Source organism: Enterococcus haemoperoxidus ATCC BAA-382 (genome assembly GCF_000407165.1).
Taxonomy (GTDB): Bacteria; Bacillota; Bacilli; order Lactobacillales; family Enterococcaceae; genus Enterococcus_L; species Enterococcus_L haemoperoxidus.
The window spans coordinates 1,144,655-1,164,876 of sequence record NZ_KE136479.1 but is presented as its reverse complement, the minus strand read 5'-3'; the positions used below and the strand labels follow the sequence as shown (position 1 = coordinate 1,164,876).

Annotated in this window: 17 protein-coding genes and 1 pseudogene; 1 reads left to right on the top strand and 17 read right to left on the bottom strand. The window is 34.4% G+C overall.

What is annotated here, in order from left to right; all coding sequences use genetic code 11:
- Nucleotides 1-1,184: 1,184 nt before the first annotated feature.
- Nucleotides 1,185-2,606: a helix-turn-helix domain-containing protein gene (locus tag I583_RS05455; protein ID WP_010761517.1), complete on the top strand. Its 1,422-nt coding sequence runs from the start codon at nucleotides 1,185-1,187 to the stop codon at nucleotides 2,604-2,606.
- A gap of 103 nt (nucleotides 2,607-2,709) precedes the next feature.
- On the opposite strand, the gene I583_RS05450 is transcribed toward I583_RS05455, so the two are convergent.
- From I583_RS05450 to I583_RS16745, 17 genes and pseudogenes are all read right to left on the bottom strand, one after another.
- Nucleotides 2,710-3,693 (bottom strand): aldo/keto reductase, encoded by a 984-nt coding sequence (locus I583_RS05450; protein ID WP_010761518.1) that lies wholly within the window; start codon nucleotides 3,691-3,693, stop codon nucleotides 2,710-2,712.
- 219 nt (nucleotides 3,694-3,912) lie between these two features.
- Nucleotides 3,913-4,233 (bottom strand): annotated as a pseudogene (locus I583_RS05445) (CorA family divalent cation transporter); the annotation flags it as partial.
- Between the two features lie 79 nt (nucleotides 4,234-4,312).
- Nucleotides 4,313-5,272 carry a LacI family DNA-binding transcriptional regulator gene (locus I583_RS05440; protein ID WP_010761520.1) on the bottom strand — a complete coding sequence of 320 codons (960 nt, stop codon included), beginning with the start codon at nucleotides 5,270-5,272 and terminating at the stop codon, nucleotides 4,313-4,315.
- A 13-nt stretch (nucleotides 5,273-5,285) separates the two neighbouring features.
- Nucleotides 5,286-8,591 carry a GH36-type glycosyl hydrolase domain-containing protein gene (locus I583_RS05435; protein WP_010761521.1) on the bottom strand — a complete coding sequence of 1,102 codons (3,306 nt, stop codon included), beginning with the start codon at nucleotides 8,589-8,591 and terminating at the stop codon, nucleotides 5,286-5,288.
- A gap of 14 nt (nucleotides 8,592-8,605) precedes the next feature.
- Nucleotides 8,606-10,765, bottom strand: coding sequence for a glycoside hydrolase family 3 N-terminal domain-containing protein (locus I583_RS05430; RefSeq protein ID WP_341853144.1), 2,160 nt, complete (start codon nucleotides 10,763-10,765; stop codon nucleotides 8,606-8,608).
- A gap of 10 nt (nucleotides 10,766-10,775) precedes the next feature.
- Nucleotides 10,776-11,606, bottom strand: a complete 831-nt coding sequence (locus I583_RS05425; protein WP_010761523.1) for a carbohydrate ABC transporter permease — start codon at nucleotides 11,604-11,606, stop codon at nucleotides 10,776-10,778.
- Nucleotides 11,607-11,620: 14 nt separating this feature from the next.
- Complete coding sequence (locus tag I583_RS05420) at nucleotides 11,621-12,505, bottom strand: carbohydrate ABC transporter permease (RefSeq protein ID WP_010761524.1); 885 nt, start codon at nucleotides 12,503-12,505, stop codon at nucleotides 11,621-11,623.
- A gap of 117 nt (nucleotides 12,506-12,622) precedes the next feature.
- A complete protein-coding gene (locus I583_RS05415; protein WP_010761525.1) occupies nucleotides 12,623-13,864 on the bottom strand; it encodes a sugar ABC transporter substrate-binding protein in 1,242 nt (413 codons plus the stop codon).
- A gap of 267 nt (nucleotides 13,865-14,131) precedes the next feature.
- Nucleotides 14,132-14,821 carry an alpha/beta hydrolase gene (locus I583_RS05410; RefSeq protein ID WP_034682678.1) on the bottom strand — a complete coding sequence of 230 codons (690 nt, stop codon included), beginning with the start codon at nucleotides 14,819-14,821 and terminating at the stop codon, nucleotides 14,132-14,134.
- A 213-nt stretch (nucleotides 14,822-15,034) separates the two neighbouring features.
- Complete coding sequence (locus I583_RS05405) at nucleotides 15,035-15,772, bottom strand: SDR family oxidoreductase (protein WP_010761527.1); 738 nt, start codon at nucleotides 15,770-15,772, stop codon at nucleotides 15,035-15,037.
- A 26-nt stretch (nucleotides 15,773-15,798) separates the two neighbouring features.
- Nucleotides 15,799-16,515, bottom strand: coding sequence for a dihydrofolate reductase family protein (locus I583_RS05400; RefSeq protein ID WP_010761528.1), 717 nt, complete (start codon nucleotides 16,513-16,515; stop codon nucleotides 15,799-15,801).
- A 2-nt stretch (nucleotides 16,516-16,517) separates the two neighbouring features.
- Entirely contained in the window at nucleotides 16,518-17,678 is a 1,161-nt protein-coding gene (locus tag I583_RS05395; RefSeq protein WP_010761529.1) for an MFS transporter, read from the bottom strand.
- A gap of 43 nt (nucleotides 17,679-17,721) precedes the next feature.
- The gene (locus I583_RS05390; protein ID WP_010761530.1) at nucleotides 17,722-18,036 is read right to left on the bottom strand and encodes a carboxymuconolactone decarboxylase family protein; all 315 of its coding nucleotides are present in this window, start codon (nucleotides 18,034-18,036) and stop codon (nucleotides 17,722-17,724) included.
- Nucleotides 18,037-18,065: 29 nt separating this feature from the next.
- Nucleotides 18,066-18,473, bottom strand: a complete 408-nt coding sequence (locus I583_RS05385; protein WP_010761531.1) for a cupin domain-containing protein — start codon at nucleotides 18,471-18,473, stop codon at nucleotides 18,066-18,068.
- A 28-nt stretch (nucleotides 18,474-18,501) separates the two neighbouring features.
- Nucleotides 18,502-19,008, bottom strand: a complete 507-nt coding sequence (locus I583_RS05380) for a flavodoxin (protein ID WP_010761532.1) — start codon at nucleotides 19,006-19,008, stop codon at nucleotides 18,502-18,504.
- A 112-nt stretch (nucleotides 19,009-19,120) separates the two neighbouring features.
- Complete coding sequence (locus I583_RS05375) at nucleotides 19,121-20,005, bottom strand: LysR family transcriptional regulator (protein WP_010761533.1); 885 nt, start codon at nucleotides 20,003-20,005, stop codon at nucleotides 19,121-19,123.
- Between the two features lie 76 nt (nucleotides 20,006-20,081).
- Nucleotides 20,082-20,219, bottom strand: a complete 138-nt coding sequence (locus tag I583_RS16745) for a hypothetical protein (protein ID WP_155854181.1) — start codon at nucleotides 20,217-20,219, stop codon at nucleotides 20,082-20,084.
- Nucleotides 20,220-20,222: the final 3 nt, after the last annotated feature.

Genomic DNA, 20,222 nt, shown 5'->3' with positions numbered 1-20,222 from the left:
AATTTTGACGGCTTATTTTTAAAATCGCCAATTTAATGTACAAATAAGTCATTTCGTTGTTATTATTTTAAAAAACTGTTATTTCTATCATTTTTTTAATAAAACATCTAAAAAAATGATAGAAATCAACGTAATATCACATTGACTATTAATCTTTCATCCATTATCATAAATATATAAACGAAATGTCTTATTTAACTGACTTCCTTATTTTCAAAGAATAAAGATAACTATATAAATTATTTATTCAAATAAATTTGACTTACTACTAAGGCTCAATTTTCCTTAGTATTTTTTTATACAAAAACCTGTTTGAAAATAACTAATATAACTTGTAAATTTAAATACTGAAATGCAAAAAATATCAATAGTATCCCAAATATCAGACTGAACATGGTCTGAATAAGAAAATAATTTTGATATACATCAGTTGTAGTAATAGATTATATAAATTCAGATTTATTTTAGTTAAAAACCTCGTTATGTGTCCAAAGATCATCAATATTTACTGATACGTACCTGTTATAATTAAAGAAAACTGCATACGTATTTTATTTTGATTAGACTTTTCAACCGATTTTTCCATCTGAATACTACCTCAAATCTTATTTATTCGCCCTTCTTTATTTAAAACACAATTTCCTAGTATATTAGTGGGTCTATAAATGTATAAACAGTGATTACTGCTCATTTATCTGCATATGAATTTTTTTTGATTCCGTTACATTGAGGCTATAATTTTAACGTTCTTTAATAAATAATTAACAAGTTAAATAGCAATATATCTAATAAAAATATGTATGTTCTTCTACCCTATTTACCTTTTGTCTCCTCCTCATCTAATCTTTTCATTATTTTTCTCTTTCAAATTATCACATAATTTTATAACAATAATTGCTCAATTTTTATTATAAAATATCAAAAATATTGATTTTTTTCCGATATTAAAGTGTTCTTTTAATACACAATTTTTTTAAAAGTGGTATCAACTGATTTTTCACTTTGTACTAAAAATAATAACTCCATGTATAACTTCCAATCTTTTAATACATTTTATCGAGTGGCTAGTTTGTGATGTATTTGATTTTATAGTAGAATCAGTTGGTGGAAATAAAAAGGGAGGGCTACTTATATATTACTTAGATGAATTGTACGATAGTGTTCTAAAAACCAAAATTGATATTATGGATTGTTTACTTAATTCAACTGAAGGTAGAACTACAATTGAGCTTAGCCAACATCTTGATTTATCTTCTACAACCGTGACAAAATACATTAAAGAAATCAACTCTGATTTGATGTATCCTGGTCATGAAGTTTCTATTAGAACAAGTGAAAATAACATGCTTTTTTTAGAATATTCAGATATTTTATATTACAAGCAATTTAAAAGAAATCTTATTTTTGAAAATTGGAGTATAAAACTATTCTTGCGATTATTGTTGGGTTACAAGGTCAACAGAATAAAGTTTGTTCAAGATAATTTTATTAGTGAGGCTACTTATAGAAGATCTATTGCAACTATAACTAAACAGATTTCGGCATACAAGTTAATAATAAAATCGAATAAAGGATTCAATTATCTGATTGGTGATGAAAAAAATACACGATTATATGCAAATAAAGTTTTCTGGCAATTATTTCATGGTGAAGTGTGGCCATTTGATGAGATAGATGAAGACTTAATATCTGACATTGTTAAATCCAAAAAAAATGAATCCTATATAAAAAATGTCAATAATATTAATATTAAACAAACTATGTATTCATTATCAATACAAATCATTAGGTATAGAAATGGTTATGAAGTAGATATCCCTTATTATTTAAGAGATGAGGCTGAATACATAAGTGAAAAGTTTCATTTAGATAAACTTAAATCTACACTTTCAAAAAAAGAAATAGAATTTTTTTTCTTACGTTTATTTAGTTACCCTAGATTTATGAATACTGAGCTAGGAAGGCATTTTATTAAAAATGCTAAATTGAACAATACTTTTCTTTCAAGAATTTCTTCAGAATTTTCCTATTATCTTTCAGCTAACTATCTTAACCTTTCTCTCGACGATCAAAAGAATATTGAATCTAGTGTCTATTCTGCACATGTAAATGCCTTGCTATACCCTACATGGAGCGACACTGAAAATAATCATTATTTCGAAGAGTTCCCAATGTTAAAAAAGAATATGAACATTATAGCTTTTCATTTATCAGAGAAATTTGGCTTATATAACATCGTTAGTAATAACTATATTTTAAATCAATACATGTTAATTTTCAGTCAGTTAAAAGATTTAAGTTATTTTGAACCTACTGTAGATATACTTTTAGACACAGAATTTGGTATTTTTACTGAAAATATCATAAAGAAAACATTAGATGGCAGACTAAGAGCCTATTTGAATATTTCTATCCATACCTCACTCGCTGATTTTGTTGATTCAATTGCTGATCTTAAAATAGTAGTTACCACCAGTAAAACACCTGAATTAACTAGACAGTTCAAGGCAGAAAATATCCTTTATATCAATGAAGTACCCACAGATGAAGATTACCATACAATCTATACATCAATAAAACATCTCATAACAAAATTGTCTAGCTAGCTCTTGTCCAGTAACAAAATTTTTTTTGGTGGCATTAATAAAACGTATAGTATTTTATTAACGCCACCAATTTTTAAGAGCACTCTAACTATAGCTACACTTTTTAGCGTCCGGTACGTTTTTTTTCAGATTCTGGATATCGATCACCGACAATACGAATTTGCTCTAATGCTTTCGAAATTATGACTCTTTCGTCTGGGCTAAACGTTGTATCAGTTGCTGTAACATTTTCTAAAATCCGTTCCTTTTTAGTAGTTCCTGGAATTGGAACAATCCACGGTTCTTGATCAAGTATCCAAGCAATCGCAAGTTGAGCAGTTGTGATATTTTTCGTATCAGCAATTTCCTGCATAAAATCAAGCAATACTTGATTCGCTCTCATGGCTTCTTGAGTAAATCTCGGTAATTCTCCTCGATTGTCATTTTCATTAAAACGGGTATTTTTATTTAACTTTCCTGTGAGATATCCTCTCCCTAATGGACTATATGAAACTAAACCGATTTCCAGCTCTTCCAAAACTGGTAAAACTTCTTCTTCAACTTCCCGCCACCAAATAGAATATTCACTTTCAACTGCTGCTAACGGTTCTACCTTGTGAGCTTTTCGAATCGTTTCGGCCCCAGCTTCAGATACACCCCAATGCAAAATTTTACCTTCCTGTTTGAGCTTTTGGATCGTTAGAGCGACCTCTTCGATTGGTGTATTTGGATCAATTCGGTGAATATAGTATAAATCGATATAATCCGTTTTCAACCGTTTTAGCGAGCCTTCTACAGCAGATATAATCGCTTTAGAGCTGCTATCTGGTTGATTTTTTAGTCCGTCGATTTTAAATCCACCTTTGGTTGCAATTTGAACTTGATTTCTTTTTCCAGCCAATGCTTCCCCAACTAATTCTTCATTTGTATAAGGCCCATAAACCTCTGCTGTATCAAACATTTTGATCCCTGCATCGATTGCTGTACGCACTACTTCAATCATTTCATTCTTATCTTTAGCAGGTCCTCGATGATAATTCAGTCCCATGCAGCCAAATCCAATTTCTGAAGTAACTAATCCGTTTTTACCAAGTTGTCTTTCTTTCATAATTAATCAATCCTTTCTAATTGTTTATGTATCCAAACTATATCAATTAGAGTGCACTATAAGTCAAGGGTTTTCTCTCAATAATCTTTGTAGTCGGACATTATATGAAACATCAAAAAAATTAATCTTTACTGAAAAAAAAGTGCTGGAATTATTTCCAGCACTAAAAAATACAATTTTCTTAGTTCAGAGTAACGTAACAATTATATTTTTAATCTCTTATTTTAATATAAGACGCAATATAAAAGATAAGCCAATCCAACCAAGCAAACTTATTCCAATTGCAATCACCCATCCTAAAATATTATGTTCCAGTGGTAAAGGCATATTCATCCCGAAAAAACCAGTTACGATTGTTGGAATCGTTAATAAAATCGACAGTACTGTCAAAATTTTCATCGTGTCATTCAAGTTATTATTCAAGATATTGTTATACGTTCCAGATAATTGCTGTAGAACTTGTGATGTTAACTGCACCATTTCGACTAGTTGTCTTGCTTCAATCAGAGTATCTTCCCATTGTTCTTTTTCAACCTCATTTTATAAAAAGGTGTGACAAGACTGAAAATCGCCTTATCACACCTTTCACAATTATTCTATTGATCTATTCTTTGCCTACTCAAGAAAATGAAGACCCATCAATAAAACTTGTATAAATATGGTCATCTTCCGTTTCTTCTCCCGTAATCAATTGAATGATTTTTTCAGCAGCCAACATACCCCAACGATGTTTAGAATATGAAATCGTCGCTAATCGCGGCTGAATAAATGCACTGATATCAATATTATCAAAACCGACCAAACGAATATCCTTGCCAATTTCATACGGTGTTTCTTCAAAATATTTATAAATGCCGATTGCCATTTCATCATTCAACGCAAAAATATCTACAGGAAACTTAGGCTCACTTCCCATGATTTCCTTAGCTGCCCGATAACCAGAAGGTTCTGTAAAATCTCCTGAAATAATATCATAGTCAATTGAAAAGCGTTCTAATTCTTTGATACTGGCATTTAATCGTTCCTGACTATCATAGCTTTTTTGGGGACCAGAAACTAAAAATATTTTTTGCGTTTGACTGGCCACAGCTTTTTCAATGGCTAACGTTGCGCCACCTTTATTATCTAATAAAACTTTACGCACATTTTCATGAGTAATCAAACGATCTAAAATCACTAAAAAATGACCTCGATCTGCATATTGTTCAATTTCTTTGTTTTTGAACGTCCAGTCTAAAATAATTGCACCATCAATCATTCGCTCGGGAATAAACAAATGTGATTTATTCCCACTGCAAACAATCATTTCATAGTTCTGGGCTTCCAGTCCTTTTTTTATGCCATCCAATAGTTCACCATAAAAACTACCACCATAATCAGCAAGATATACACCGATAATATTGGTTTGTTGCCTTTTTAACGTACGAGCAGCCATGTTAGGAATATAGTCCAATTCCTCTGCAATCGCTTGGATTCTTGCTCGAGTTGCTTCAGTAACTTTTGGACTGCCATTTAATGCATAAGAAACAGTTGAAATCGATACCCCCGCTTTTTTTGCAATCTCTTTGATTCCTACCATGTACGCTCATCTCCTAACAAAAAATATCTATTTGGTTTTCTTTCTTATCTAAACAAGCAATGAGTTCATCTAAAGGAACGATATACCCACCTTGGCGATAGGGATTTTCTTCTCGTCTTATAGAAAACTCAGTTCCGTTTGCGAGAACTGCCTCTTTTTGTCCCACTAAATGAAAGACAATTCTCACGTCTTTATCAGCAATTTGATACCCCATCGCTAGACCATCTAACTCTTTAGGTAAAATTGGATCGAAGATCATATTCTCCTTATCTTCCCGAATGCCTAAAACATTGGTCAACAGTTGATTCATATATATTCCAGGACCACTGGAATATATTCGCCAGCCACCTTTAACTCCAACACTGCCATCTTTCAGCTTGGTAAAGTTTTCTTGCGCATCGTATCTTGTTTTAAAATCACCATCGGAACTACTGAAATAGGCATTGGCTTGATGTATCTCAGCATTCTCAACATGCTCTTTTATTTGAATCGGATTAATGCTATTCAAGGCTCGCCACGTTTCATCAGGTTTACCAAGTTTAGCCATCGCTTCTGTGAAACGAATGTGCGCATGAACATATTGTAACCCAATTTCACGTCCGAAATTAGCTGATTGTTCCGCACGCTTAAAGTTGGTGCTGACACCCCCTTGATAGGTTGCTGGTCGATTCATCAAACGGACGCCATCTGGAAATTGCAAATGTTCTTTAATAATAGCATAGTGATGTTTAGCTTGTTCAGCTGTTAATAGCTCAGCGATCATACTACGTGTCATTGGCAGTAAACGATATTGAATCCCTGTTTTTTTATCTGTTGGATGAATCATAAATTCCACATGATCTGTGTCTTCCATATAAACAAAACCAGGAATTGTTTCAGTCGATAAAATATACTTTTCAAAGTCATTTTTAATATTAACAGCTAAAACTTGTAAATGCTCGCCAAATACGGCGTCGACCTCCATTAATAAATTGGATAATTTATTCACGATTTGATACGTTAACGCAACTGTCCAACTACTTGCCATATATTTTTTCAACTTATTATCATAAGGTTGTAGCGTATCGTCCCAATCTCCATCACTATAACAAGATAAGTATGTTCCTTCTAAAAAGTTATTTTCAATAAATTGAATTTCTTTTTTTATATGCTCAAACAAGGTGTAAGTCTTCGTTGTTTTTAAAAAGGTTTTACGATCAGTATAGGGAATTTTTTCCTCTAAAATACTGAAATCTTTTGTTTTAGCCAAATAATCAGCCACAATCTTCATCGGCCAAACGATCACATCACCATGGCTCTCATCGGCTTTTTGTTTTTCATAGCGATCAAACATAAACCACTGCGGCCAATTTCCATCATCTTCAAATTGATTTGCATAGACATTTTTAATGATTGAATGGACAACTTCTGGTCGATTGACGGCAAAGAAAAATTCTGTTGGACCTTGTGAAACATCTCGTGTTCCCCAAGCAGCACCCCCATACTGTTCTAATCCGTGTGGTGAAAGATAATGTACCAACATATTGTGTGTATACCAGCGAGACAACACGTTTATTGATTCAACTTCTTCAGTTTTATGTGTTAACTGGAAATTATTTAATAGCTCATTTACAAAGTCTAAGAATTGCTTGTTTTCTTTTTCGTATGTGGTCGTTATTGTCTGAAATGGTTCTCCCGTCAAGCTTCCTTGGATAGCCATAGAAAATTCTGTTTGTTCCTTAATCACAAAAATAGTTAAAACTCCTGCAGATTTACTAGATAAAAACAAGCGCTCATCCGTTAGTTCAAAATGTTTATCTAACGAATAATAATAAGTTAAATCAGGATACTCTTCATGGATCACTGACTCTGGTAAAGCTTTTACACTTACCAATTCGTTTGATTTAGTCACTTCATAGGTTGGCTCTTCTTCATCTGCATTCATCACCAATTGATTGGTTACAGCAAAAGTATATTTCAAGCCTCGTTGACTTATCACTTCTGTACGGATTTCTTTAGTATCACATAACGTAAACGTTCTCACCGTAAGTATATCATTCTCTAATTTATAATACCATGTAGCGGAGTTTAATCCCATTACAAATGCAGAGGGCATTGTTAATAGACGCCAATTTTCTGCATCTTTGATATAAATTCTTTGACCTGATTGTTTCATGATATTTAGTGAATTGCGGCTGTTGCTCATTAATTTGTTCATAGAGGTATTGCCTAAAACAATTTGAGAATTGAAAAGACCATACATATAAACAGTCGTGCTCAGGATGGGACGCTCTACATCTAGTTCTGTTCCACTTAATAGAATATGCCCGTGAGCTCTTTCCATGGCTATTTCCTTTTCTTTCAAAACCACATGATGATACTCATCTGTAAAGAAAGAAGCTACTTTGCCATCAATTGTTTCGACTAGGTTTTGATTAGGAAATAATTCGTCGTGTTCTATATCCGTCAATGTTTTACCTGTAATTGGTTCACCTATTTTTTTCTCATAGTTTGTTGATTGCTCATCAATTTCTTCGAATTTTAATGCATCATAATTTTTTTGGATATCTGCTTTAGAAATAAGTGGCTCTTTAATAACTGTTCTTTGGTTGTCTATTGGTGCTCCATAAAAAACAATTTTAGTCTCTTTCTCACTTACACCGTAGATTTCAGTCTGTAACGCAATATAGGCAAATTCGTATTGATACACTTCATTTGCTAAAGATGCTTTTTTCAAAGCTTGAGCTTGATTTGTTTCCTTATACTCGCGACCAAAAAATTGGTAACCATCTGTAGAAAAAGCAACCAACGAATTTAAGCTTCCTTGCTCGATTACTGGAAAATTTCCTTCTTGCGGTTGATTTTGTCGAGAAGAAATAGTAATTGTTTCATTTTCTTTCCAGACATGATGATCCACGTATTGTGACATATACGCTTCATTTGATCGAACAGCACCTTTTGTCGCATTACCGATATCTTGACCATAAATAACATCAACTTTCTGCCCAGAACCTGTCAATGTCACTTGCCAAAACCAAATACCCATTTCAGTTAATTTAAAATCAACTTGGTAGTTCACGTCGAAAAAATTGCCGAACCAAGTCGCTTGTTCTTTTCCCATCAGAAATGTACTGGCTGAATTTGAGCCGATCATGGGGGCACTATGAATACCATTATTATCATAAACTCTCAAATAGAGTTGGTTGCAACTTCCATCTAATGCATTCCCATTTAGTTGGTTGATCATAATATGTCCATGTATTATTTCGTATAGATCTCCCGTTTCTAAAAACGAAACGGCCGTCCCACCATTTTTAATTGTTCGTTTTTGATGCGTCATCTCACTCTTCCTATCTATTTCAATAATTTGAATGTTTTTGTTAAGACATCTCTACTATTTGATCCAATCATTACATCAAAAGTTCCTGCATCGCTAGCAAACGTTTGGTCACTATGCACATATCGAAGAAGTTCTTCAGTAATCGTAAATTGAACCGTTTTTTTCTCATGTGCTTGTAGGGTTATTTTTTCAAAGCCTTTTAATTCTTTGACAGGACGAACAACTTCACCAATTTGATCTCGAATATATAATTGAACTGTTTCTTGACCCGAGATATCTGATTGGTTTTCTACAGTGATAGAAACGGTAACTGTTTGATCTGAATTCATTTGATGCGAACTTAATTCAAAATCAGTGTAAACAAATTCGCTATAGCTTAAACCAAAACCAAAGGGATATTTTGCAAAATTGGAAACATCTAAATATTTAGTTACATATTTTTCATCACCTGTTTTATATGGTCGACCTGTATTATCGTAATTATAATAAACAGGTACTTGTCCCACTGTTTCAGGGAATGACATACTTAAACGAGCGCTTGGATTATACTCTCCGTATAGAATATCAGCTAATGCTGTCCCAGCTTCTGTCCCTGGGAACCACGCCTCAACGATGGCTTTGGCTGAATCGATTCCTTTTAGATCTAAAGGACGACCATTATACAAAGTCACAATGATATTATTATTGACAGCTTGAATAGCATCGAATAAGTCTAGTTGCGCTTGTGGAAGTCGAATATCACTACGACTTGATGCTTCCCCACTCATCCAATCTTCTTCACCGAGTGCTAAGACAACTTTGTCAGCCTCTTTGGCTAAAGCCACAGCTTCATCAATCGCTGCTTGACTTGGTTTAAAATAATCGAACGCTTCTTTACCAATCACATATTCTGCGCCAATTTGTGCAACACCTTGCGCTAAAGAAATCGCTTCGTCTTTTTTACCTTGCCAAGACCAAACACCAATTACATCGTGAGAATCAGCAGCGGGGCCTACAATAGCAACTTTCTCTAATTTCGATAAGGGTAATACATGCTCATTTTTTAATAAGACAATTGATTTTCTCGCAATATCCCTTGCAATATCACGATGCTCTTTTGACAAAACAACTTCTTTTTCTAAAATCACGTCAGCGCCTCTATGGGGATTTTCAAATAAACCTAAGTCATTTTTCAACGTGAGAATACGTAGAACAGCTTCATCTAAGGTAGATTCAGTTACGATATTTTCTTCAATCAGTTCTTTTAGATTTTCGGTATAACAGGTTGTCATCATTTCAATATCCACACCTGCTTTGATTGCCAGTTCAGCAGCCTGTTTTTTATCTGCCGCTACACCATGAGGAATCAACTCGATGACTGCTCCCCAGTCTGAAATAACGACTCCATCAAAACCAAACTCTTTTCTCAACACATCTCTAAATAGCCATTTATTTCCTGTTGCTGGGACACCATCCACTGTGTTAAAAGAAGTCATCACTAATTTTGCCCCAGCATCAAGTGCTGCTTTATAACCAGGTAAATAGCTATCTCGTAATTGTCGTTCAGACATATTGACTGTATTATAGTCACGACCACCGATTGCTGCACCATACGCCGCAAAGTGTTTAACACAAGCCGCTACACGAAAGAAATCATTTTTCAGGTCATTCCCTTGGTAGCCTTTAACAAATGCTTCCGCAAAACGACTATTTAAAAAGGGATCTTCCCCAGTTGATTCCATTACGCGACCCCAACGTGGATCACGAACCAAATCGACCATTGGTGAGAATGTCACGTGTAAACCTGAAACTGCTGCTTCTTTCGCTGAAACTTCCGCTACTTTTTTTGCAGCTTCTAGATCCCATGAACTACCCAAACCAAGCGGAATAGGGAAAACCGTCCGAAAACCGTGGATGATATCTGCCATTAAAATCGTTGGTATTCCTAATCGATTATTCTCCATGTATGCTTTTTGTACACGAATTGCTTCTTTTGCACCTGAAATACCAAGGGTTGTCCCTGCATTATTAATGTCTTCATGTGTCAAACCAAGATCCGTCATGGGTCCTGTTTTTTCCTCCGCCTTTTCAGAATAAAATTCTGCTGCGAGTTGAAGCAATTGTCCAACTTTTTCATCTAATGTCATTTGCTCCAGTAAATCGATTAATTGCTTTTGTTCCATTTTTATAGTCACCTTTTCTTTTTTATTTTATTCCGGAAACGTTAAATCCTTGTAAAATGTATTTTTGGAAAATCGAAAATACGATCAAAATTGGAATAACCATAAATGTCGCTCCAGCCATTTGTAAGGCATAATTTGAACCATGTTGTCCTTGTAATAGTTGTAAGCCAACAGATAATGTATAATATTTTTCATCATTGGCGATAATCAACGGCCATAAGAATGAATTCCAGCCACCGATAAACGTCAAGATGCCCTGAACTGCTAAAATTGGACGACTGACTGGTAAAATTATTTTGAAAAAGATGTACCACTCACTAGCGCCATCAAGTCTTGCTGCTTCAAGCATTTCATTTGAAATAGTATTCATAAATTGTCGGAATAGAAAAATTCCAAATGCACCAGCTAGTCCTGGCAAAACGATTCCGATTAATGTATTCGTCAAACCAACTGAATTCAACAATAGATACACGGGGATCATGGTTACTTGTCCTGGGATCATCATTGTGGCTAATACCATCAGAAAAAGTCCATTTTTTCCTTTGAAATCAAACTTAGCAAACCCGTAACCTGCCATAGCGTTTAATAACAAGCCGATAAAAGAACAAGCCGTAATGATCAACGTATTTTTAAGATAGGTGCCAAAATTCAATCTGAAAAATAACTCTTTAAAATTATCAAATGTCGCATCTTTTGGGAATAAACTAGGTACGATCTGATTGATTTCCGCATTGGTTTTAAATGAAGAAAAAATCATCCAAAGAAACGGGAAAAAAGTCATGATACCCAGAACGCCTAAGAGGATACCAATAAAAAGCTTAAAACTCATTTGCGCATTTTTATGTGAATTCATATCGTTCTCTCCTTTTATCCTTCATTTTCTTTTTGTTTTGTTTGGATTTTCATTTGGATACTTGTCACAATAATGATCGCAATGAATAAAATGACAGAGCCTGCTGCTGCATACCCAAATTTGTTGTATTGGAAACCTCTTTGATAAATAAATAACGCAACGGATAACGTACTATCCAATGGACCACCTTTGGTCATAACGAACGGCTCATCAAAGAATTGGAACCAACCGATCAAGGTCGTTACTGTTACGAAGAAAATCGAAAATTTTAGCAATGGGATCGTGATTTTTAAAATTTGCTGCCATTTGTTTGCACCATCAATTTCTGCTGCTTCATAATATTCTTTTGGAATGCCTTGAATCGCCGCTAAAAAGATCAGCATATTTAAGCCAATTGCTTTCCAAACTGCAATGATAATTAATGAAAGTTTCGATGTACTTGGATCTGTCAGCCACATAATCGGGCCAATGTTTAAAAAAGATAATAAATGATTTAATAGGCCAATTGTTGGATTATATAAATACATCCATACGACTGATACAGCCACTGTATTTGTGATTGAAGGGCTATAGAATACTAAACGCATAAAAGAGAAAAATTTATTCTCCCCAAAGTTGATCATAATAGCTAACGCTAATGAAGAAAGAATAACTAGGGGCACACCGATGACAACATAATAAGCAGTGTTAAACATCGCTTGTCCAAAAACTTTATCGTTGAAAATGTTTAAATAATTATCTAAACCTACAAATTTAATCCGAGAAAAATCTGCTAATCCTGCTAAACTCATATCTGTAAAACTAATTGTTATAGCGATAAAAATCGGTATGATAGAAAATACCAGTAACAATGCAACGGCTGGAGCAATAAAAAAATAAGGTGATTTTGATTTTTTCATGGTTTCGTTCCTCCTTACTAAATCAATAAAAAGAACAAAAGACAAGTTTACATTTATCATTCACTAGATGCATGATCGATAACATATTCTAGCCTTTTGTCCCTTCACTCCTTAAGATTATTTAATCAAGCTTTCCGTTTGCTCATTTAGCTCATCCATTGCGTCCTGAAGATTTTTTTCGCTCACAACAACTTGTTCCCATTGCTTCATAAAGTTTTGAGAAATTTCATCCCATTGTTTTAATAATGGCATCGGTTGTGATTCGTTTAGTTGTTCTCCAAATACTGAAATCAATGGGTCATTTTTGAATACATCTGAATTCCATGATTCTTTATTGGTTGGAAGTGAATTTGTACTTTCAAAAAATTTCGTTTGATTTTCAGGTTTTGATAGATATTCAATCAACTTCATCCCATCATCTTTTTTCTTAGAACTACTAAAAACTGCTAAATTGGCTCCACCTGTTACTGACATATTGTTCACAGGTCCTTTAGGTAACTCAGCCACTCCCCACTTCCCGTCAATATCAGGAGCGGAATCTTTGATACTATTGATCATCCATGGACCACTGATAAACATCGGTACAACACCTTCTCCACCGAAGCTTTGTCCGATCTCTAATCCTAAATCTGTCTTAGGTGCAGAACCATCTTGGACTAACTTATCTAAGAATTTTAAGGCATCTACCATTTCAGGTTGATTAAATAGTGGCTTATTATCTTTATCAAATAGCTCGGAGCCATTTTGACGAGCGAACATAAAACCAAATGTAGGCTCTTTTAGCTCAACACCAAAGCCGTATTTATTGTCTCCACGAGCTGCTAGTTTTTTTGCTGCATCAGCTAATTCATCCCATGTTTTGGGTGCTTCTTTGTAACCAACACTTTCTAACAAATCTTTTCTATAATATAGCCCACGAGTTTCGGTATACCAAGGTACTGCATAGGTTTGACCATCAAATTGAGTTGTTGCAACAGAACCATCGAAGAAATTTTCTGATTTCATGACGTCACTTTTTTCTACATCATCTGATATATCCAACAATGCACCAGCATCAACAAATTCACTCATATACGTCGTTCCCATTTGTACAACATCTGGTCCTTCTTTAGAAGCCACTGCCGTTAGTAATTTATCTCTCGAGGTAGACCACGGAATACTTTGGATTTTGACTTTGATTCCAGATTCCTTCGTAAATTCATCCACAATCGGCTTGATTCCTTGATCACCATCACCCATATACCAAAAGGTTAGTTCATCTGAAGCGCTTTCTTTACTTCCCGAAGAACAAGCTGCCATAACACCTACAGTCGCAAATAAAGTTGTTCCTAATAAGCAAAGCTTTTTCCATGATTTCATACTTCCACTCCTCAATAATATTTAGTGAAACGTTTCTACAAAAATGATTATATTCCTCATTTCATTTAAAAGCAAGCGTTTTCTTTCGGGTCTAATCCTGATGTTTCCGGAATTGGAACAACATTAAATAGAAACGTTTCACTAAAAACTAGATATATACACTCTTTGCAGTGAAAATCTTAATAAAATTTACTCAAAATAAAAAAATTCTCATTATAAGTATTTTTCACTTAATTAATAAGAATTTTAAATAAGGTAAAGATTCAATTATTCGTGGAGGATAAATTTTTTTATATCTTCCACTGCAATATTTTTATTTTCTCCTAAAAACAATTGATGCCTCCCATTCTCATATATTTTTAGAGAAACTTGTGCTTTACTAGCTTTTGCAAGGTAATACGCACTTTTATAATATGTCGTTTCATCCTGTCTATTCTGTAGAATGAGCATTCTTTTATTCGTTGTTGATTGCGTTTCGTTTTTCAACTTTTTCTTTGTTTTTTGAAGTAACGATAAAAACTGGAAGCAAGAACGAATAGAGGCTGTTTTGGCAGAGCTAAAATAATAATCCAATTTCTCTTGCTTTTTAAAGAAGATGCCTCCCGCGATATCTTGCATAATCACGTTAACATTATAAAGATAAATCGGAGTACTGCATAAAATGAGTTGATCTACTGATGCTCTTTCTGAAGCTTGGATTGTGAGTAAGCCCCCCATTGAAAAACCAATGCACGTGATATATGTATACTGTTGTTCCAGTTCATCTAATTTACGCTTAACATCTGCTAACCACTGGTCGGATGTCGCTTTTGAAAAATTTTGTTTATTTCCATCGTGTCCAGTTAATTGAATCCAAAATGAATCAAGATTATTTTGTTTTAAGTATTCATGTAAATAAAGAATTTCTTTCTCATTACCGCCAAACCCATGAATAATCAATATCGCTCTTTTTTCCATTTTGACCAACTTTCTTGTAAATGAATAATTGTTTAATTGAAAGAGTATCTTAACATTTTTTTCAACGTTTTTATTTTACCTTGAAAGTGTACGCTCATTCTTCATACCCTGACTAAATTTAATAAAAATTTAGTATCCAACACATTTTAGCGATACAAAAATAAAAGTAAAACGAAGTCTAATCTATGCGTTTTACTTTATTACTTTTTATTTTTAAGCTTGTTTCGTTGGTAAAATCGTCATTTCTGTAATACCAACTGAATCCGGCTGCGAAATGGCAAATAAAACTGTTTGCGCCACCGCATCTGGTGTAATAGCAATTTGATAAAACTGCTCCATCCCATTTTTTACTTTTGGTGTGGAAATTGTTTCTAGCAATTCAGTTGCAACTGCTCCTGGATAAAGAGTAGTTGTTCGAATATTCGTTCCTTCCATTGCAGATTCCATGCGAAAACCATCCATAATCACACGAACCGCATGTTTGGTTCCCGTGTAAATACTATTACCAGGGAAAACCTTAAGTCCCGCAATCGAACTTGTCGTAATCACGTGACCTGATTTTTGAGCTGTGAATTCTGGTAAAACTGCTGCTAATGAATTGAGCACACCTTTGATATTAATATCAACCATGTCATCCCATTCGTCTGTTTTCAATTCACTCATATTTGAAGCTGGCATAATTCCTGCATTCGCAAATAACACGTCTACTTTGCCAAATTTATCTTTTGCAACTTTAACAAGTGTTTCTACCTCTTTAGCGTTACGAACATCTGTCACAGCGTAAATACTATTATCTCCGAGTTTTTTCACAAGTTCTTTCAACCGTTCTTCTCTTCTAGCGCCTAAAACAACTTTTGCACCATTCTCAATCAATAATTGAGCTGTTGCTTCCCCTATTCCAGATGAAGCACCGGTAATGACTACAACTTTATCTTTTACATTGTTATTCATTAATAAGACTCCTTTAATTTCGTTTTTTATTTATCCACGCCATATCTCAACCATAGCGTATCTTCTTCGATGATATCGACTGACTTTAATGTAAACCCAACTGGTGCTATTTCAGGCAGGTTATCTGCTCTTTCAAAAATCGTATTGGTATCTGTTCGTCCGTCAGTTGCTGGTGTCATCACAATACTCACTTCATCAATCAATCCCTCTTGTAAAAATGACCAATTGATATATCCGCCGCCTGAAACCATTAATGTTTTAATACCAAATAAATTCAATAGTTTTTCTGAAGCGAGTGTGCAATCAATCAGCACTTGTCCTGCAAAAATATAAGAGATTTGTCGCTCTCGAAGATAAGCGACATACTCATCACTAGCTTTATCCGTTAAAATTTCAATAACGTGGGCTTCTGGACGATTTTCGTATTCAACGGTGTTTTCAATCCAGCCAACTTTACCAGTAGGATCAGCTGAAACAATATACATTTGGGCGTTTCCTTGTGCAACGTAATCTGTTCTAGGATAAGGTGTTTCTATTTCTTTCAACTCAGGTTTATGGAAATGAGTAAAATTCTTTTCCATCGTGACTCTACCACATAACCAGGCTTGACTATGGTAGCTGCCATTGGTTGTTTCATAAGCTTCGCTGCCAGCAATGGCATATTTTGAATTCATATAAGCACCGCTAATTTTTCCATTGATAGAAGTTAGCATATGACAAATAATTTTTGGCCTTTTCATCATTGTTACTTTCCTCCATTATTTTTTTGTTTTTTCGTTATGGTGCTGATTACAGTACAAAAAGCCAACAGCATCATGATCATACCTTCTGCCATAAAAATGTCCGTATTTTCTTTAGAAGGAAGGATATTTCCTAATAGTGAAATCGAAATTGGGGCAAAAGCTGCGCCAATATTGAAACCTATCAATAACAAAGATGTACTCTTTTCTGAATTGCCATTGCTATCTTGATTCACCTCATTAAATAAATATGGGATAAAGGTGCGGAAAGAAAATCCACACAACAATACAGCAAATGAAATTGACACTAAATTTTGAGAATAGGCGATCATAAACATTGAAAAACTTAAAACAATAAATGATAGTGGTAATGTCCATTTTTTAGTTATTGTAACGATTGACCCGAATGATGCACCCGCAGTCATAGCACCTAAACCTACCAATGCAATCAAATTACTGCCATCAGTTGCATTTCCAAAACCTTTTTCTAGCAGTAAGGAGGTGATTTTCACTGTCACTGACATATAAATAGTGACAACTATTATCAATAAAGCAATATAGCCATAAGTTGAAGGTGTGATTGTCTGATTCACTGTTTTACTTTTATTCTCCTCTTTCTCAAGAGCAACATCTGGGACAAACCATGTAAATAAAAGTAAAACAGGTAAAGCTAGTAAATAAGCTAAAAATGAACTACGCCAATTCATTATCAACAGTTGACCTACTGTAAAAGTAATGATCATACCACCAATTCCTTCGAATGCACTTTGAAAACCAATCACAGATGAAAGTTCTTTTCCTTGGTACATTTTTCCAGCTAGAGAAAAGAGTAGCGGATTAAATAATCCAATGCCAATCCCAAATAATATTCTGCTGAAAAATAAAAACCAAAAGGACTGTGCAAAGACAGGTATAATCCCTGCGCCTAATACAATACCAATACCAAGCTGTACAGATAGCTTGTAACCAATTTTTTTAGCGAAGATATGGCTAAATGGCACGGTTAAGATAATAAACAAAGAAGGGATTGTGGTAATCAATTCTACTAAAGTAGGATCGATCGTCGGATAAGCTGTCATAATCGCTGGAATATTCGCAGCAATTGCGCCACCCGATACCACAAGTAATGACACAGATAATAACGAAAACTTGGTTAGTTTATTCAATGAATTGTCTCCTTTACAATACGCAAAAGATAGTCCGTATTTTTTATTCACCAAAAATTTCTTTTGCTAGAGCAAACGCGGACCATGCTTTTGGCCATCCTGTATAAAAAGCTAAATGAGTGATTAATTCCACCATTTCTTCTTTTGTCACCCCATTTTGTTTGGCGATGTTCATATGGGCTTCTAATTGGGGTACGCCTTGTGTTAATAAGCTTGAACAAGTAATCAAGCTACGTTCACGTGGTGAAAGTTGTTCTTCTCGAGACCAAACTTCACCAAATAATACATCATCGTTTAATTCTGCAAATTTTGGTGCAAATGCACCTAATTGATCTCTGCCAGCTGTTTGTTTTTTCATTAGGTAGGACTCCCATCTTTTATTCATTTTTATAATTGATTATATAATTCATCTGAAACAGGTTCTAACCATTCTGGCGTGCCTGCTGTAATGGCTAAATGTTCAAACCAGCTATCTTTTGCCGCTCCATGCCAATGTTTCACACCATCATGAGTCACAACCACATCTCCAGCTGTTAAAAATTGTGCAGCCTTGCCCTCTTCTTGATACCAGCCTTCCCCGCCAGTTACTAATAACAATTGAAACCCATCATGGTGAATATGCCAATTATTGCGGCAACCAGGTTCAAAGGTAACATTGCCTACACCTACATTAACCTCTGGATCTGCAATTAAATTGTTTAAATAGCTTTGACCGATAAAATACTGCGCATATGCCTCATTTTTTTCTCCTACAGGAAAAATCACACCGTTTTTCACTTCTTCAAATTTTGCCATTTTTTATTCCTCCAATTGATTTTTTTGGTTATTCATGTTGTAACCAGTTTTTGATTGCGATATCTGCTTTTTCAACTCTGGACCCACGAATAGGTATCCCAATATGGATAATTGAATCAGGACATAATTTCTGTAGATCGTTGATACTATTGCCCATTCCACTGCCTTCATGTGTGCAGAAGGGATAAATATTTTTTCCTGAAAAATCATTTTCTTCTAAAAAAGTTGTAACAATCATTGGAAAAGTGCCCCACCAATTGGGATAGCCTAGATAAATATTTTGATGTTTTACTAAGTTAAGGGAGAGTGGTTGATATTTTGGTCGCTCGTTCATTGCTTTTTCTTGTTCTGCTTGCGTAACTACTTCTTCGTAAACTTTCGGATAAACTATTTGTGGAATAATTTCAAACATTTCAGCACTGAGTATCTCAGCAATCTTTTGCGCAATAATTTTCGTATTTCCAACCTGCAAATACTCTTTCTTTCCATCAATCAAATTTTCAAAAGGTCGAGAAAAATAAATGATTGCAGTCATTTGATCACCTTCTTTTATCCTTTACTTATAAAAAAACAGGTTGCACCATCTACTTACAAGTAAATGATACAACCTGTTTCTCTACACGTCTAATGCTTACAGCACTGAGTTACTATGCCTTAAAAGCATCATTGAATCGTTGGATAAATTCTTTTACTGCAGGTGTTTGGATTCGTTTTTTCTTCCAAACAAGAACACAGTTTGTTTTAACCTCAGGAGCTAACGGGACAAATGTCAATCCGTCATGTTTGCCATTTGTCGTTGCCCCTTCAATCGTTAAAGCTGAACCAACACGGTTTTCTACTAACGAAAAAACATTGAAAATCAAATTAAAGGTGCCTACCACATTTAAACCATCGAACGGTTTCTCCAACCACCTTTCAAGCATTAACTGAACCTCCGAACGATTTGAGCTTAATAGTGGAATCCCTTCTAAATCATCCGGTTGAATAATATTTTTTTGTGCAAGAAAAGAATCATTAGATACTAATAATCCCCATTTTTCTTCCCTAGGTAAAATAATTTTTTCAAAGTTCGTTGTAGCAATAGGTTCTAATAATATGGCTAGATCCAAAATCCCCTTTTCCAACTTATCACTAATATCATCACTCGTCCCAGAAACAATATTGAAGGTCACTTGAGGATAATCACTCACCAATTCTTCTAACATCATGGCCATCGTATCTGAATTATCTGCTTCAACACAGCCTATTGAAAAATGTCCACTAAAAAAGCCTTTACTCTGTTCTTCAAATTCACGTTCTGTTTGTTCAGTTAAAGTTAAAATTTCAGCAGCACGCTCTTTTAAAAAATAGCCTTCTTCTGTTAAAGTCAATTGCCTATTTTCTCTGATAAAAAGCGGCGTGCCTAATTTCTCTTCAAATTCTTTGATTTGTCGGCTTAAAGTCGGTTGCGTAATATGCAGAACTTTTGCCGCTTTTGAAAAATTTCTTTCTTCTGCAACGGTCCAAAAATAACGTAGTTCTCTTAATTCCATAATGGTTCTCCTTTTAAGTTCACATGCTTATTTTACAATAAAACAGAACAAATTTCTAAAAGAACCATTTTATACTTTATAACGTTTCCGTATCAATTTCGAAGCGATATTTACCCTCGCTTTTTGATACATGATCATAAATAACAGATACTTGATCTACCGTAATCATTTCAATTTGAGGTGATGCATTATTTTCAGCTATAAAGTTGATCATTTC

Coding starts and splice junctions, on each gene's coding strand:
- I583_RS05455 (WP_010761517.1), top strand. CDS start 1,185: ATGGATTGTTTACTTAATTCAACTGAAGGTAGAACTACAATTGAGCTT.
- I583_RS05450 (WP_010761518.1), bottom strand. CDS start 3,693: ATGAAAGAAAGACAACTTGGTAAAAACGGATTAGTTACTTCAGAAATT.
- I583_RS05440 (WP_010761520.1), bottom strand. CDS start 5,272: ATGGTAGGAATCAAAGAGATTGCAAAAAAAGCGGGGGTATCGATTTCA.
- I583_RS05435 (WP_010761521.1), bottom strand. CDS start 8,591: ATGACGCATCAAAAACGAACAATTAAAAATGGTGGGACGGCCGTTTCG.
- I583_RS05425 (WP_010761523.1), bottom strand. CDS start 11,606: ATGAATTCACATAAAAATGCGCAAATGAGTTTTAAGCTTTTTATTGGT.
- I583_RS05420 (WP_010761524.1), bottom strand. CDS start 12,505: ATGAAAAAATCAAAATCACCTTATTTTTTTATTGCTCCAGCCGTTGCA.
- I583_RS05415 (WP_010761525.1), bottom strand. CDS start 13,864: ATGAAATCATGGAAAAAGCTTTGCTTATTAGGAACAACTTTATTTGCG.
- I583_RS05410 (WP_034682678.1), bottom strand. CDS start 14,821: ATGGAAAAAAGAGCGATATTGATTATTCATGGGTTTGGCGGTAATGAG.
- I583_RS05405 (WP_010761527.1), bottom strand. CDS start 15,772: ATGAATAACAATGTAAAAGATAAAGTTGTAGTCATTACCGGTGCTTCA.
- I583_RS05400 (WP_010761528.1), bottom strand. CDS start 16,515: ATGATGAAAAGGCCAAAAATTATTTGTCATATGCTAACTTCTATCAAT.
- I583_RS05390 (WP_010761530.1), bottom strand. CDS start 18,036: ATGAAAAAACAAACAGCTGGCAGAGATCAATTAGGTGCATTTGCACCA.
- I583_RS05385 (WP_010761531.1), bottom strand. CDS start 18,473: ATGGCAAAATTTGAAGAAGTGAAAAACGGTGTGATTTTTCCTGTAGGA.
- I583_RS05380 (WP_010761532.1), bottom strand. CDS start 19,008: ATGACTGCAATCATTTATTTTTCTCGACCTTTTGAAAATTTGATTGAT.
- I583_RS05375 (WP_010761533.1), bottom strand. CDS start 20,005: ATGGAATTAAGAGAACTACGTTATTTTTGGACCGTTGCAGAAGAAAGA.
- I583_RS16745 (WP_155854181.1), bottom strand. CDS start 20,219: ATGATCAACTTTATAGCTGAAAATAATGCATCACCTCAAATTGAAATG.